At 74.4% G+C, this 14,323-nt stretch carries 15 protein-coding genes; 3 read left to right on the top strand and 12 right to left on the bottom strand.

Translation table 11 applies throughout. The annotated features are described in order from the left end of the window. Positions 1-27 precede the first annotated feature (27 nt). Genes ACZ6Y7_RS04625 through tsaB form a run of 4 tightly spaced genes read right to left on the bottom strand, consistent with a single transcriptional unit; the run spans position 28 to position 2,612 of the window. Complete coding sequence (locus ACZ6Y7_RS04625; protein WP_465756339.1) at positions 28-348, bottom strand: hypothetical protein; 321 nt, start codon at positions 346-348, stop codon at positions 28-30. Beyond that, positions 345-1,451, bottom strand: a complete 1,107-nt coding sequence (gene tsaD, locus ACZ6Y7_RS04620; RefSeq protein WP_465756338.1) for a tRNA (adenosine(37)-N6)-threonylcarbamoyltransferase complex transferase subunit TsaD — start codon at positions 1,449-1,451, stop codon at positions 345-347. The genes ACZ6Y7_RS04625 and tsaD overlap by 4 nt, the downstream gene beginning before the upstream one ends. Next, on the bottom strand, positions 1,444-1,932 hold the full coding sequence (gene rimI / locus ACZ6Y7_RS04615; protein WP_465756475.1) for a ribosomal protein S18-alanine N-acetyltransferase: 489 nt from the start codon (positions 1,930-1,932) through the stop codon (positions 1,444-1,446). The genes tsaD and rimI overlap by 8 nt, the downstream gene beginning before the upstream one ends. Before the next feature lie 23 nt (positions 1,933-1,955). Then, a complete protein-coding gene (tsaB, locus tag ACZ6Y7_RS04610) occupies positions 1,956-2,612 on the bottom strand; it encodes a tRNA (adenosine(37)-N6)-threonylcarbamoyltransferase complex dimerization subunit type 1 TsaB (RefSeq protein WP_465756337.1) in 657 nt (218 codons plus the stop codon). A 144-nt stretch (positions 2,613-2,756) separates the two neighbouring features. On the opposite strand from tsaB, the gene ACZ6Y7_RS04605 reads away from it, so the two are divergent. Further along, the gene (locus ACZ6Y7_RS04605) at positions 2,757-3,332 is read left to right on the top strand and encodes a hypothetical protein (RefSeq protein ID WP_465756336.1); all 576 of its coding nucleotides are present in this window, start codon (positions 2,757-2,759) and stop codon (positions 3,330-3,332) included. 31 nt (positions 3,333-3,363) lie between these two features. Here the strand turns inward: ACZ6Y7_RS04605 and ACZ6Y7_RS04600 are convergent, their stop codons facing one another. From ACZ6Y7_RS04600 to ACZ6Y7_RS04580, 5 genes are all read right to left on the bottom strand, one after another. After that, positions 3,364-3,558, bottom strand: a complete 195-nt coding sequence (locus ACZ6Y7_RS04600; protein WP_465756335.1) for a hypothetical protein — start codon at positions 3,556-3,558, stop codon at positions 3,364-3,366. 171 nt (positions 3,559-3,729) lie between these two features. Further along, positions 3,730-4,224: a tRNA (adenosine(37)-N6)-threonylcarbamoyltransferase complex ATPase subunit type 1 TsaE gene (tsaE, locus tag ACZ6Y7_RS04595; RefSeq protein WP_465756334.1), complete on the bottom strand. Its 495-nt coding sequence runs from the start codon at positions 4,222-4,224 to the stop codon at positions 3,730-3,732. 109 nt (positions 4,225-4,333) lie between these two features. Continuing rightward, positions 4,334-5,620: an alpha/beta fold hydrolase gene (locus ACZ6Y7_RS04590; protein WP_465756333.1), complete on the bottom strand. Its 1,287-nt coding sequence runs from the start codon at positions 5,618-5,620 to the stop codon at positions 4,334-4,336. Continuing rightward, positions 5,617-6,816, bottom strand: coding sequence for an alanine racemase (alr, locus tag ACZ6Y7_RS04585; protein ID WP_465756332.1), 1,200 nt, complete (start codon positions 6,814-6,816; stop codon positions 5,617-5,619). Before alr ends, ACZ6Y7_RS04590 begins: the two co-directional genes overlap by 4 nt. A gap of 140 nt (positions 6,817-6,956) precedes the next feature. Then, positions 6,957-8,432 (bottom strand): NAD(P)H-hydrate dehydratase, encoded by a 1,476-nt coding sequence (locus ACZ6Y7_RS04580; protein WP_465756331.1) that lies wholly within the window; start codon positions 8,430-8,432, stop codon positions 6,957-6,959. Positions 8,433-8,602: 170 nt separating this feature from the next. On the opposite strand from ACZ6Y7_RS04580, the gene ACZ6Y7_RS04575 reads away from it, so the two are divergent. Next, positions 8,603-9,160 carry a Uma2 family endonuclease gene (locus ACZ6Y7_RS04575; protein WP_465756330.1) on the top strand — a complete coding sequence of 186 codons (558 nt, stop codon included), beginning with the start codon at positions 8,603-8,605 and terminating at the stop codon, positions 9,158-9,160. 33 nt (positions 9,161-9,193) lie between these two features. Here ACZ6Y7_RS04575 and glmS read toward each other — a convergent pair whose 3' ends face one another. After that, the gene (glmS, locus tag ACZ6Y7_RS04570) at positions 9,194-11,050 is read right to left on the bottom strand and encodes a glutamine--fructose-6-phosphate transaminase (isomerizing) (RefSeq protein ID WP_402221226.1); all 1,857 of its coding nucleotides are present in this window, start codon (positions 11,048-11,050) and stop codon (positions 9,194-9,196) included. A gap of 99 nt (positions 11,051-11,149) precedes the next feature. Between glmS and coaA the strand changes: the two genes are divergently transcribed. Further along, positions 11,150-12,145, top strand: coding sequence for a type I pantothenate kinase (gene coaA / locus ACZ6Y7_RS04565; RefSeq protein WP_465756329.1), 996 nt, complete (start codon positions 11,150-11,152; stop codon positions 12,143-12,145). A 103-nt stretch (positions 12,146-12,248) separates the two neighbouring features. Here coaA and glmM read toward each other — a convergent pair whose 3' ends face one another. Together glmM and rpsI are read right to left on the bottom strand one after the other, a co-directional pair. Continuing rightward, a complete protein-coding gene (gene glmM, locus ACZ6Y7_RS04560) occupies positions 12,249-13,613 on the bottom strand; it encodes a phosphoglucosamine mutase (protein WP_465756328.1) in 1,365 nt (454 codons plus the stop codon). 166 nt (positions 13,614-13,779) lie between these two features. Continuing rightward, entirely contained in the window at positions 13,780-14,283 is a 504-nt protein-coding gene (gene rpsI / locus ACZ6Y7_RS04555) for a 30S ribosomal protein S9 (protein WP_465756327.1), read from the bottom strand. Positions 14,284-14,323: the final 40 nt, after the last annotated feature.

The raw sequence follows: 14,323 nt of genomic DNA, 5'->3' as shown, positions 1-14,323 counted from the left end.
CCCGGTTCCCGTCCAGCTTCGTCTCAGCTATGCACGGTAACGGCCGGGGTCCCGGTTCCCGGTGAAGGCCTGTTCGACGGGCGGGGCCTGTTCGACGTGCTCGCTGGTGAAGGACCAGCGGTGCACCGGGCGGCCGAGCAGCTCGGCCGGCGGGTCCGCGACCGGCACCGGCTCGCCGCTCCACCAGGTGATCAGCAGCACCCGCTCGCCCGGCGCGGAGAGCAGCTCGGCGCGCTCCAGCCCGGCCGCACCGCGCACCGCCGGCAGCACCGATTCCCGGACCCAGGCGGCGAGTTCGGCCCCGCGGCCGGCCGCCGCCCGGGCCTCCCACATCGCGGCGACGGTCACGCGGCGCCGCCGCCGAGGGCGTCGTAGGCCCGGCCGTGGAGGTCCCCGTGCCCGATGCCCCCGGCCGGCACGTGGACGTCGGTCACCGGCAGCGAGGAGTCGGCGGAGAGGTCCAGGGAGGACGGAGCGCGGTCGCGCCACACCATCTCGGCGCCCAGCGCGGCGACCATCGCGCCGTTGTCGGTGCACAGGCCCGGCCGCGGCACCCGCAGCCGGATGCCGGCCCGGTCGCAGCGCTGCTGGGCCATCTCGCGCAGCCGCGAGTTGGCCGCCACGCCGCCGCCGATCATCAGGTGGTCGACGCCGTTGTCCTTGCACGCCTTGACGGCCTTGCGGGTGAGCACGTCGGTGACCGCCTCCTGGAAGGACGCCGCCACGTCGGCGATCGGCACCTCCTCGCCGGCCCGGCGCTTGGCCTCCACCCAGCGGGCGACGGCGGTCTTCAGGCCGGAGAAGGAGAAGTCGTACTCGGGGTCGTTCCGGCCGGACAGGCCGCGCGGGAAGGCGATCGCCTTCGGGTCGCCCTCGCGGGCCGTCCGGTCCACCACCGGGCCGCCGGGGAAGCCCAGGCCGAGCACCCGGGCGACCTTGTCGAAGGCCTCGCCGGCCGCGTCGTCGATGGTCGCGCCGAGCGGGCGGACGTCGGTGGTGATGTCCTCGCTGAGCAGCAGCGAGGAGTGCCCGCCGGAGACCAGCAGGGCCATCGTCGGCGAGGGCAGCCGGCCGTGCTCCAGCTGGTCGACGCAGATGTGCGAGGCGAGGTGGTTGACCCCGTACAGCGGCTTGTCCAGCGCCCAGGCGTACGCCTTGGCGGCGCTGACGCCGACCAGCAGCGCGCCGGCCAGGCCCGGGCCCGCGGTGACCGCGATGCCGTCCAGGTCGGTCGCCTTGACCCCGGCGGTGTCCAGCGCGCGCTGGATGGTCGGGACCATCGCCTCCAGGTGGGCGCGGCTGGCGATCTCCGGGACGACGCCGCCGAAGCGGGCGTGGTCGTTCACGCTGGAGGCGACCGCGTCGGCCAGCAGCGTGGTGCCGCGCACGATGCCGACGCCGGTCTCGTCGCAGGAGGTCTCGATGCCGAGGACGAGCGGTTCGTCAGCCATGGCGGGTGTCCTCAATGTCCTTCGGGTCGGTGCTGTCAGTGCTGGGGTGGTCGAGGCGCATCACCAGCGCGTCGACGTTGGCGGGCTGGTAGTAGCCGCGCCGGATGCCCACCGGTGCGAAGCCGTGGCGCTCGTACAGCCGCTGGGCGCGCGGGTTGTCCACCCGCACCTCCAGCAGCAGTTCGGCGCAGCCGCGCCGGGCGGACTCCCGGATCAGGTCGGTGAGCAGCGCCGTGCCGAGGCCGGCGCCCTGGTGGCGCTCGTCGACGGCGATGGTCTGGACGTCGCCCTCGCCGGCGATCGCCATCAGCCCGGCGTAGCCGACGATCGCGCCGTCGGCGGCGGTGGCGACGGTGTAGTGGCGGGTGCCGCCGGGGTGGGCCTCGGCCAGCTCGGACCAGAACATCCCGGTTGACCAGGCGTCCTCGGGGAAGAGCCGCTGCTCCAGTTCCATCACCGGCGCGATGTCCCACCAGCGCATCGGGCGCAGGGTGGTGCCGTGGTTCACGCCGGGAGCACCGCCTTGTAGCCGGCCGGGACCTGGGCGTCCGGGCGGCGCAGGTACAGCGGGACGTTCGGCAGCAGCTCGCGCCCGGCCGCCAGCTCGGCGGCGGCGAAGCCCGCCAGGGCGCCGGCCGACACGTGCTCGGGGCCGTGCGCGTCCGGGAAGGCGTCGGGGTAGAGCAGCGCACCGGCGCCGACGGCACGCGGCCGCGCGGCCAGCTCGGCCGGTCGGTCCACGCCGGGGCCCTCGCTGCGGCGGCCCTCGGCGTCGTAGGAGGCCCAGTAGACCTCCTTGCGGCGCGCGTCGGTCGCGACCGTGAACGGCTGCCCGGCCAGGCCCTCGGCGCGGGCCTGGAAGGCGATCGCGTCCAGGGTGCAGACCCCGTACACCGGCAGCCCGAGGGCGTGGCCGAGCGCGGCGGCGGTCACCAGGCCGACCCGCAGGCCGGTGTACGGCCCCGGGCCGACGCCGACCGCGATCCCGGTCAGCCGGTGCTTGTCCACCCCGGCCGTCCGCAGGACGCGGTCGATCGCGGGCAGCAGCAGTTCGCCGTGGCGCCGGGCGTCGACCTGATGGGTCTCGGCCAGGACGGCGGTGCCGTCGTGGACGGCGGCGGTGACGGCGGGGGTAGCGGTGTCGAACGCGAGCAGCAGCACGGGTCAAGGTTAGACCGACGTTGGGCCGACCGGCCGATCGGCAAGGTGTGCAGGCCGGGAACACACATCCGAGGCGCTGCGAACCGGACGGACGGACCTGGCACGATAAGCCCGTACGAAAAAGGGACGGCAGCGGGAGCGCACGTGGCGAAGACGGGTCCTGGAGTGGTGGTCACGGGGCTGACCCTGGGGGCCCTGGCGGTGGTGAGCCTGCTGGCCTTCCAGGCCAACGGTGCCCAGGACCGGGCCGGCGGTGCCAAGCCCACCGCCACCACCACCGCGGCCGGTACGGCCACCGCGCCGGCGCCGACCGCCTCGGCCACCCCGACCGTCCCCCCGCTGCCGGCCACCTCGGGCTCCGGCACACGGGTCGTCTACTCGGTGAGCGGGCACTACGTCTGGCTGGTCGACCCGAAGAAGAACCCGCAGGTCGCGGCCGCCTTCCCGGTCACCCCGGGGACGGTCGAGCCGGCCCCGGGCAGCTACGCGGTGACCAGCCGCACGCCGACCACCACGGGCACGGACGGCCGGCAGATCGAGCACGTGGTGCGCTTCGCCCAGCAGAGCGGCGTGGTGTTCGGCTTCAGCGCGGCGGTGGACGGCACGACCCCGACCGCCGACCCGAAGGCCAAGACCGGCGGCATCCGCAGCGGCCGCGCCGAGGGCCAGCTGCTCTGGGACTTCGCGCCGAACGGCACCAAGGTCGTCGTGGTCGCCTAGGGCGCACCCGACACCACGAAGAGCGGGCGCCTCACGCGGCCCGGGGCGTGCGCGCCTCGGGCTCGTCGGCCTGCCTGGGGGCGGGTCCGGGCGGCGTGGACACCGCCTCGGCGGCCGCGCAGGCGGCCAGCAGCGCCCGCATCGGCTCCCCCGGAGCGGGGTGGGTGGACTCTCCGGCCCCGGCGGCGCGGACGGCGCGCTCCGGGGCGGGGGTGGTGCTCGACATGGCGCCTCCCTAGTTAGGCAGACCTAACCGCAGCACCCATCCCACCACGCCCGGCACCCGGCCCGCAACATCTTGCCGACAGTCCGTCGGCAAGTCGGCGCGACCCGCCGCGCGGCCGGAGGGCCGCGCGGACACGCGGCTACCCGGCTACGCGGCTGCGCGGCTGCGCGGCTACGCCAGCTTCGCCAGCTCCACGTCCGCCCAGCGCGGGCCGATGCCGGTCAGCACCACCTGGCGGGGGTCGTGGTCGTCCCCGGCGGTGTCGCCCAGGGCCCGCTCGATCCGGACCTCCAGCCGGTCCTCGGACAGCCGCTCGACCTTGCCCTCGCCCCACTCGACCACGATCACCGACTCCGGCAGCGAGACGTCCAGGTCGAGGTCCTCCATCTCGTCCAGGTCCCCGCCCAGCCGGTACGCGTCCACGTGCACCAGTGCCGGGCCGCCGACCAGCGAGGGGTGCACCCGCGCGATCACGAAGGTCGGCGAGGTCACCGCCCCGCGGACCTGCAGGCCCTCCCCCAGGCCGCGGGTCAGCGTGGTCTTCCCGGCCCCCAGCTCGCCGGAGAGCAGCACCAGGTCACCCGGCCGCAGCAGCGCGGCCAGCTCCCGGCCGAGCCGGCCCATCCGGTCCGGGGTGGGGACGGTGAGAGTGGCGTGCGAGCCCATGCGCGATTCTTGCCCTTCGGTCCGTACCGGCGCGCCGACCACCGGCCGCCACCGCTACCGTGCCACATCGCCGCACCCCGGTGCGGCGGGCGGGTGTCGGGGCGGGCCGTCAGACGGGGTCGACGGCCGACTCGGCGGACGGCGGCACGGCCGACTCGGCCTCCCGGTCCCGGGCCAGGTCGAGGACGGCCGCGGGCAGCGGCGCGGCCCCGGCGAACTCGGCGGCCCGGCGCAGCAGCAGGGCCAGCTCGCGGTCGACCGGCTCCGGCCGCTCCAGCATCACCAGGTGCCCGGCCCCCTCGGCCAGCACCAGCTCGGCGCCCGGCAACCGCGCGACCATCGCCTCGCTGTGCGCCGAGGGCGTCAGCAGGTCCTTCGTCCCGGCCAGCACCAGCGCCGGCAGACCGCGCAGCGCGGCCAGCGCCTCGTACTTCTCGTGCGCCCCGAACACCGGGTAGAACTCCGCGACCACGTCGATCGGAGTGGCGTCCAGCAGCTGCTCGGCGAAGCGCACCACGCCCGGGTCGACGTCCCGGCCCCCGAAGGAGAACTTCCGGTAGAAGACGGCCGTCACGTCCGAGCCCAGCCGCCTGGTCGCCTCCACCAGGTCCACCTGGCGGCCCAGCAGCTTCACCACACCGGGCGCGAGCCTCTTGAACAGCTTCGCGCCGGCCGTCGGCAGTCCGAGGTCGACCTGGTTCCAGTCACCCGCGAGCGTGCCGATCAGGGCGACCCCGGCGACGCGCTCCCGGAACAGCTCCGGGGCCTGGTCGGCCAGCGCCATCACCGTCATGCCGCCCATCGAGTGGCCCACCAGCACCAGCGGTCCGGTCGGCGCGACGGCGTCGATCACGGCCTTGAGGTCGCCGCCCAGCTGGTCGATGCTGGCCGGCTCGCCCGCCAGGTACGTACGGGAGCGCTCCGAGCGGCCGTGGCTGCGCTGGTCCCAGAAGACCAGCCGCATGCCCTCGCGCAGCGCGGCCCGCTGGAAGTGCCAGCTGTCCTGGTTGAGGCAGTAGCCGTGGCAGAACACCACCGTCAGCGGTTCGGCGCCGCCCGCCCGCCCGTCCGGCCCGGGGCCGTCCCCGGCGCCGTCCGGCGAGTCCCAGCCGGTGCCGTCCAGCTCCACGTACAGCTCGGTGCCGTCCGGTGCGGTCACCGTGCGCGGGCGCCCGCGCAGCGAGCCGTACGGGGCACCGGCGTCCAGCTCGGCCCTGGCCCGGCGGCGCATCGCGCGGCCGACCGTCAGCCGCTCGATCGCCACCCCCGCGGCCGCGCCGGCCGCCAGCACACCGACCGAGATCCCGATCACGCCCGCCCGGCTCACCCCGGTGGCCGCGCCGGCCGCCTTGGCGACCGCCGCGACCGCTCCGTCCCCGGCCGGCGTCTCGGTCATGCCGACGGCACCCAGGGGTGGCTGCCGCCGAGGTAGCGGCGGGGCACCCGGGCGCCGATCCGGGTGACGATCTCGTACGAGATGGTGCCGCAGGCGCGGGCCCAGTCCTCGGCGGTCGGCTCGCCGCGCTCGCCGTTGCCGAACAGCAGCGCCTCGTCGCCGATCCCCGGGGTGTCCCCGCCGAGGTCCACGACGAACTGGTCCATCGCCACCCGGCCGGCCACCGTGCGCCACTTGCCGCCGATCTGCACCGGTCCGGTGCCGCTGGCGTGCCGGGGGACGCCGTCGCCGTAGCCGACCGGGACGAGGCCCAGGGTGGTCGGTCCGGGAGTCGTGTAGTGGTGGCCGTAGCTGACGCCGTGCCCGCCGGGGACCTCCTTGACCAGCGCCAGCCGCGCGGTCAGCGCCATCACCGGGCGCAGCCCGAAGTCGGCCGGCGAGCCCACCTCGGGCACCGGCGACAGCCCGTACGCGGCCAGCCCGGTGCGGACCAGGTCGAAGTGCGACTCCGGCAGCAGCAGCGTGGCCGGCGAGTTCGCCAGGTGCCGCACCTCGGGGCGCAGCCCGGCCGCCTCGGCCACGGCCAGCGCGCTGCGGTAGGAGTCCAGCTGGGCGCGGATCGAGGGGTGGCCCGGCTCGTCGGCGGCCGCGAAGTGCGACCAGACGCCGACCACCGTGAGCAGCCCCTCGACCTCGGCGCGCCGGGCGGCGGCCACGAGTTGCGGCCAGTCGTGCGGCTGGCAGCCGTTGCGGCCGAGGCCGGTGTCGGCCTTCAGGTGCACGCGCGCGGGGATGCCGGTCTCGCGGACGGCCGGCAGCAGCTCGTCCAGCGCCCACTGGCCGCTGACCGAGATGTCCAGGCCGGCCCGGAGCGCCTCGCGCCACGGCCCGCCGGGCGTCCACAGCCAGCACAGGATGCGGGCCCGCTCCGGGCCGATGCCCGCGGCCCGCAGCGCCAGCGCCTCGTCGGGCGTCGCGCAGCCGAGCCAGCCGACCCCGTTCGCGACCGCCTCGCGGGCGCACTCGACCGCGCCGTGGCCATAGGCGTCCGCCTTGACCGCGAGCATCACCGCCGTGCTGCCGACGCGCTCGCGCAGCGCCGCGAGGTTGCCGCGCAGGGCGGCGAGATCGATGGTCGCCTCGGCCCGTGCGCCGTCGGTCAGGGTGGCTGTGCCGGTCGTGTTCGCAGTTGTCATCAGGGTCAGTCTCCCAGACGTCCCGGAGTCCTCGCCGAACGGCCCGTCGGTGCGGCGGCCGACGGCCGGCGGGCGGTGGTCGGCCGGGCGCTCGTCGTACCCTCCTCGGACGCCGCGGACGGAGCGTTCGGTTCCGCCGGTCAGCCCTCCCGGACGGCCCGCCAGACGGCGGGCAGCGCCTCGGCCACCGCGAGTGCCGTCACCGGCGCGCCGGGCGTTCCGGCCGCCTCGCGGCCCGCCAGACCGTGCAGGTAGGCGGCCACCGAGGCGGCGTCCAGCGGCGGCAGACCCGCCGCCAGCAGCGAGCCGGACAGCCCGGCCAGGACGTCGCCGCTGCCCGCCGTGGCCAGCCAGGAGGTGCCGGTCGGGTTCACCCGGACGGCTCCGCCCGGATCGGCGACCACGGTGGTGGAGCCCTTCAGCAGCACGGTGGCGCGGTAGGCGGCCGCCAGGCGGCGGGCGGTGGTCAGCCGGGCCGCGGCCAGGTCGTCGGCGGCCGGCGGCGGGGTGCCCTCGGCGCCGGCGAGCAGCCGGGCGGCCTCGCCGGTGTGCGGGGTGAGCAGGGTCGGCGCCGTCCGGCCGGCCAGCGCCGCCGGGCCCAGCCGGCCCAACTCGGTCAGCCCGTCCGCGTCCACCAGCACCGGGACGTCGCTCGCCAGCGCCTCGGTCAGCGCCTGCCGCGCCCCCTCGCCGCCCCCCGGCCCGACCACCCACGCCTGCACCCGCCCGGCACCGGCCGGCCCGCCCTCGGTGACCAGCGCCTCGGGGAAGCGCCGCACCACCTCCTCGGCCGCGGTGCCCACGTACCGGACGGCGCCCGCGCCGCCCCGCAGCGCCCCGGCGACCGCCAGCAGCGCCGCCCCCGGGTACGTCGCCGAGCCGGCCGCCACCCCGACCACGCCGCGCCGGTACTTGTCGCTCTCCGCGCCCGGCAGCGGCAGCAGCGCCGCCACGTCCGCGTGCTGCAGGGCCGTCACCTGCGCCTCCGGCGGCTGCAGCCCGATGCCGACCAGCTGCACGGCGCCCGCGTACGAGGCCCCCGGGTCGACCAGCAGACCGGGCTTGTAGGTGCCGAAGCAGACCGTGACGTCCGCGCGCAGCGCCACGCCCGGCACCTCCCCGGTGTCGGCGTCCACCCCGCTGGGCAGGTCCACCGCGACCACCACCCCGCGCCGCTCGGCCCGCGCGTACGGCTGCGCCCCGGGACGCAGGCCGCCCCGGCCGCCGATGCCGACGATCCCGTCCAGCACCAGGTCCGCGCGCGAGAAGTCGGCCAGGCCGACGTCCTGCTCCGCCGTCATCCGCCCGCCGGACGCGTGCAGCGCGGCCAGGCCGCCCTCGTGCGCCCGCTCCGGCGCCAGCAGCACCGCCGTCACCCGAGCCCCGCGCCGGGCCAGCGCGGCCCCGGCGTACAGCGCGTCACCCCCGTTGTCCCCGCTGCCCGCCAGCACCACCACCCGGCTGCCGTAGACCCGGCCCCGGCGGCCCGTCAGCAGCCGCGCGCACGTGGCCGCCAGCCCCGCGGCCGCCCGCTGCATCAAGGTGCCCTCCGGCAGCCGCGCCATGAGCGCGGCCTCGGCGGCCCGGACGGTTTCCACAGGGTGTGCATGACGCATGGGGACTCCTTCGGCAGGCGCGGCTACCGCCGACGCTAGCCCGCGTCACCGCCCCACGGGAGTCGGGCCTGCGGCACACTTTCGAGTGACAACCACTTCGATCCCCCGCCGGTGTCGGTCCGTACGCCTACCTTGTGGCCCGGCACGGACCCACAGGAGGGAGAAGGGCCATGGTCGCCATGCCTGCAGTCGAGCGCCCCGTCAGCCCGGAGGAAGTCCTCCAGGCATTCCTGAAGCTGGACACGCCGCCGGGTTTCAAGGCCGAGCTCATCGAAGGGGACATCGTCGTGACGCCACCGCCGGACGGAGAACACGAGTCCGCGTTCGCGCTGCTCAACCGGCAGTTCATGCGCAAGGTCGAGGCCGAGTTCGACCTTTACGGGACCAAGGGCCTGGTCGTGCCGACCGGACGCTTCATTCCCGACGGCACCATCGCCCCCGTCGGCCACTTCCTGAACGCCGGTTCCTGGGCGGACCCGTCCGGTGTGCTTCTGGTCTTCGAGGTCACGTCCACCAACCCGACCAAGGACCGCGAGCAGAAGCGCCGGGGCTACGCCTCCGCCGGCATCCCCTGCTTCCTGCTGGTCGACCGCAGCAAGGGCATGGTCACGCTGTTCACCGAGCCGAAGGGGGACGACTACCTCGCCCGTAACGAGGTCCCCTTCGGCAAGTCGATCGACCTGCCCGCCCCGTTCTCCTTCACGCTCGACACGGCGCCCCTGCGGTAGGACGCAGCCACCGCAGGGACGCCGTGGGAGCCGCTACTCGACGGTGACCGACTTCGCCAGGTTGCGCGGCTGGTCGACCTCGTGGCCCTTGGCCGTGGCCAGCTCGCAGGCGAAGACCTGCAGCGGGACGGTGGAGACCAGCGGCTGGAGCAGGGTCGGGGTGACCGGGATGCGGATCAGGTGGTCCGCGTACGGCACGACCGCCTCGTCGCCCTCCTCGGCGATCACGATCGTGCGGGCGCCACGGGCCCGGATCTCCTGGATGTTGGAGACGATCTTGTCGTGCAGGATGGACCGCCCGCGCGGCGAGGGAACGACCACCACGACCGGCAGCCCCTCCTCGATCAGCGCGATCGGGCCGTGCTTGAGCTCGCCCGCCGCGAAGCCCTCGGCGTGCATGTACGCCAGCTCCTTGAGCTTGAGCGCGCCCTCCAGGGCCACCGGGAAGCCCACGTGGCGGCCGAGGAACAGCACCGAGCGGGCGTCGGCCAGCGAGCGGGCCAGCTCGCGCACCGGCTCCATGGTCTCCAGGACCTGCTCGACCTGCTTCGGCGCGTCGCCGAGCTCCTTGATGACGGCGAAGATCTCGTCGCCCCACTTGGTGCCGCGCACCTGGCCCAGGTACAGCGCGACCAGGTAGCAGGCCACCAGCTGGGTGAGGAACGCCTTGGTGGACGCGACCGCGACCTCCGGACCGGCGTGCGTGTACAGCACGGCGTCCGACTCGCGCGGGATGGTGGAGCCGTTGGTGTTGCAGATCGCCAGCACCTTGGCGCCCTGCTCGCGGGCGTGCCGCAGGGCCATCAGGGTGTCCATGGTCTCGCCGGACTGCGAGATGGCGATGACGAGCGTGCCCGGGCCCATGATCGGGTCGCGGTAGCGGAACTCGGACGCGACCTCGACCTCGCAGGGGATGCGGGTCCAGTGCTCGATCGCGTACTTGGCGATCATGCCGGCGTGGAAGGCGGTGCCGCAGGCGACGATGACGACCTTGTCCACCGAGCGCAGGTCGGCGTCCGAGATGCGCAGCTCGTCGAGGGTCAGCCGGCCGTCGGTGCCGATCCGGCCGAGCAGGGTGTCGGCGACGGCCTTCGGCTGCTCGGCGATCTCCTTGAGCATGAAGTAGTCGTAGCCGCCCTTCTCGGCGGCCGAGGCGTCCCAGTCGACGTGGTACTCGCGCACGTCGGCCGGGGTGCCGTCGAAGTTGGTGACGGTCACGCCCTCGCGGCGCAGCTCGACGACCTGGTCCTGGCCCAGCTCGATCGCCTCGCGGGTGTGCGCGATGAAGGCGGCGACGTCCGAGGCGAGGAAGTTCTCGCCCTCGCCGCGGCCGACGACCAGCGGCGAGTTGCGGCGGGCGCCCACGACGACGTCCGGCGCGTCGGCGTGCACGGCGACGAGGGTGAAGGCGCCCTCCAGCTGACGGCAGACCACCCGCATGGCCTCGGCGAGGTCGCCCTGGTAGGACTCGCCCAGCAGGTGGGCGACGACCTCGGTGTCGGTCTCGGACCGGAGGGTGTGGCCGCGCTCGGCGATCTCGGCGCGCAGCTGGGCGAAGTTCTCGATGATGCCGTTGTGCACCACGGCGACCCGCAGGTCGTCGTCCAGGTGCGGGTGGGCATTGGCGTCCGTCGGACCGCCGTGGGTGGCCCAGCGGGTGTGGCCGATGCCGGTGGTGCCGCCGGGCAGAGGGTTCTCGGCGAGCGACTTCTCCAGGTTGGCGAGCTTCCCGGCCCGCTTGTCGGTCGACAGGCTCCACTGCCCGTCGGAGTCCTGAACCTGCACCGCGACACCGGCCGAGTCGTAACCCCGGTACTCCAGGCGCTGCAGGCCTGCGATAACTACGTCGAGGGCGGACTGCGCGCCCACGTATCCAACAATTCCGCACATGCGTGCCAGCATAAGGGCGGTTCTGTGGCCGTTTTCCCGCTTCACGCGAACGCTGCGTGACCGACACCACAACCACCGTGAACGCCGCTACGGCTCACAATGGAGCATGTGCTGACCGAACTCTGTACGCGGGGCGCCACCACGCCCGGCCCGTCACCGTCCCCCTACGTGGACCTCAGCCGGGCCGAGTGGAGCGCGCTGCGCGAGCGTACGCCGCTGCCGCTGACCGCCGAGGAGGTGGAGCGGCTGCGCGGTCTCGGCACCGCCCTCGACCTGGACGAGGTCCGTGACGTCTACCTGCCGCTGTCCCGGCTGCTGAACCTGTACATCCACGCCACGCACGACCTGCGCGGTGCCCTGGGCACCTTCCTGGACACCCCGGACACCGAGCGCACCCGGACGCCGTTCATCATCGGCGTGGCCGGCTCGGTGGCCGTCGGCAAGTCCACCACCGCGCGCCTGCTGCAGGCGCTGCTCGCCCGCTGGCCGGAGCACCCCCGGGTCGAACTGGTCACCACCGACGGCTTCCTGCTGCCCAACGCCGAGCTGCGCCGCCGCGGCCTGATGGCCCGCAAGGGCTTCCCCGAGTCGTACGACCGCCGGGCGCTGATGCGCTTCGTCGCGGACGTGAAGGCGGGCAAGGAGCGCGTCAGCGCCCCGGTCTACTCCCACCTGGTGTACGACATCGTCCCGGGCGAGCGGCTGACCGTGGAGCGCCCGGACATCCTGATCGTCGAGGGCCTGAACGTGCTCCAGCCGGCCCTGCCCGGCACCGACGGCCGCACCCGCCTCGCGGTGGCCGACTACTTCGACTTCTCGATCTACGTCGACGCCCGGACCGACGACATCGAGCACTGGTACCTGGACCGCTTCCGCAAGCTGCGGCAGACCGCCTTCCAGGACCCGAACTCCTACTTCCGCCGCTTCACCGAGGTGCCGGAGGAGGAGGCGATGGAGTACGGCCGCCAGGTCTGGCGCACCATCAACAAGCCCAACCTGCTGGAGAACGTGCTGCCGACCCGCGGCCGGGCCACCCTGATCCTGCAGAAGGGCGCGGACCACAAGGTCCGCCGGGCGCTGCTGCGCAAGCTCTGACGGGACGACAGCGGGCCGACAGCGGACCGCCGCGGCCCGCGAGCGCACCACGACGCAGGGCCCCCGCCGACACCGGCGGGGGCCCCTGCGTGCTTCCGCGGGCTCAGCCCAGGTGGGTGCGCACGGCCTCGGAGAGCCGCTGCGCGACCGCCTCGGCCTGCGCCGGGTCGGCGGCCTCGACCATCACCCGCACGAGCGGCTCGGTGCCCGACGGGCGCAGCAGCACCCGGCCGGTGGAGCCCAGCTCGGCCTCGGCCCCGGCGACGGCGGCGGCCAGCTCGGTGCTGGTCCTCACCCGGGACTTGTCGACGCCCTTGACGTTGATCAGGACCTGCGGCAGCCGGGTCATCACCGCGGCCAGGTCGGCCAGCGGCTGCTTGGTCGCGGCCAGGCGGGCGCCCAGCATCAGGCCGGTGAGGGTGCCGTCGCCGGTGGTGGCGTGGTCGAGCAGGATCACGTGGCCGGACTGCTCGCCGCCCAGCGCGAAGCCGTGCTCCTTCATGGCCTCCAGCACGTAGCGGTCGCCGACCGCGGTCTCCACGAGCTCGATGCCCTCGCGCTCCATCGCCAGCTTGAAGCCGAGGTTGGACATCACGGTGGCCACCGCAGTGTTGCCGCGCAGGGTACCGGCCTCCTTCATGGCGACCGCGAGGATGGCGATGATCTGGTCGCCGTCCACCTCGTTGCCGTCGGCGTCGGCGGCCAGGCAGCGGTCGGCGTCGCCGTCCAGGGCGATGCCGAAGTCGGCCTTGTGCTCCTTCATCGCGGCGCGCAGCCGGTCCAGGTGGGTGGAGCCGACGCCGTCGTTGATGTTCAGGCCGGTGGGCTCGGCCCCCAGGGTGTGGACGACCTCGGCGCCGGCCCGGGCGAAGGCCTCGGGGGCGACGTAGGCGGCCGCGCCGTGGGCACCGTCGATGACGACCTTGATGCCGTCCAGACGGTTGGGCAGCACGCCGATCAGGTGGGCGACGTACTTGTCGAAGCCCTCGGTGTACTCGCGGACCCGGCCGACGGCGGCGCCGGTCGGACGGTTCCAGTCCTCCTCGCCCAGCGTGTGCTTGCGGTAGTGGGCCTCGATCGCGTCCTCGATCCGGTCGTCCAGCTTGTGGCCGCCGCGGGCGAGGAACTTGATGCCGTTGTCCGGCATGGCGTTGTGGCTGGCGGACAGCATCACGCCGAAGTCGGCACCGAGCGCGCCGGTGAGGTACGCCACGGCGGGGGTGGGCAGGACGCCGACGCGCAGGACGTCGACCCCGGCACTGGCCAGACCGGCGATGACGGCGGCCTCCAGGAACTCGCCCGAGGCGCGCGGGTCACGGCCGACCACCGCGACCGGCCGGTGGCCGTCGAAGGCGCCCGCCTCGCCCAGCACGTGCGCCGCCGCGACCGACAGGCCGAGCGCGAGCTCCGCCGTCAGTCCCTCGTTGGCCACGCCGCGCACGCCGTCCGTACCGAAGAGTCGTCCCACTGTCCCGTCCTCCATCACCACTGCTCGGAACCCACCGATGATCCCGGCCGCCGCACAGTAGCCGGGGAACACGTCGCCCCGGAGTACACGGGGTACTCCGGGGCGACGGTTTCGCGCATCCAGGGGGTGCGCCGCCAGGGCGGAACGCACCCCCCGGGGGACGCGATTAGCGCTTGCTGTACTGCGGCGCCTTGCGGGCCTTCTTCAGACCGGCCTTCTTGCGCTCGACGGCGCGGGCGTCACGGGTCAGGAAGCCGGCCTTCTTCAGCGCGCCGCGGTTGTTGTCCACGTCGGCCTCGTTCAGGGCACGGGCGACGCCGAGGCGCAGCGCGTAGGCCTGGCCGGAGACGCCGCCGCCGCTGATGCGGGCGATGACGTCGTAACGGCCGTCCAGCTCCAGGAGCTTGAAGGGCTCGTTCACGGTCTGCTGGTGCACCTTGTTCGGGAAGTAGTCCTCGAGGGTGCGACCGTTGATCTTCCACTGGCCGGTGCCGGGGACGATGCGCACGCGGGCGATCGCCTCCTTGCGACGGCCCAGACCGGCGCCGGGGACGGCCTCGCCGAAGCGGCCGGCCAGCGACTCGGAGGTGTAGCTCTCCTCGGAGGTGTACTCGCCCTCGACGACGTTCTCGTCGAAGTCGACCTCAAGGGTTTCAGTGGTCTCGGCCACGGTGTTCCTCAGCTCTTTTCAGTGATGGGGGGCTTGGTGG

The organism is Kitasatospora sp. NPDC053308 (assembly GCF_055585785.1).
Note: the sequence above shows the minus strand (reverse complement) of the source record. Positions and strands in the feature narration are given on the sequence as shown.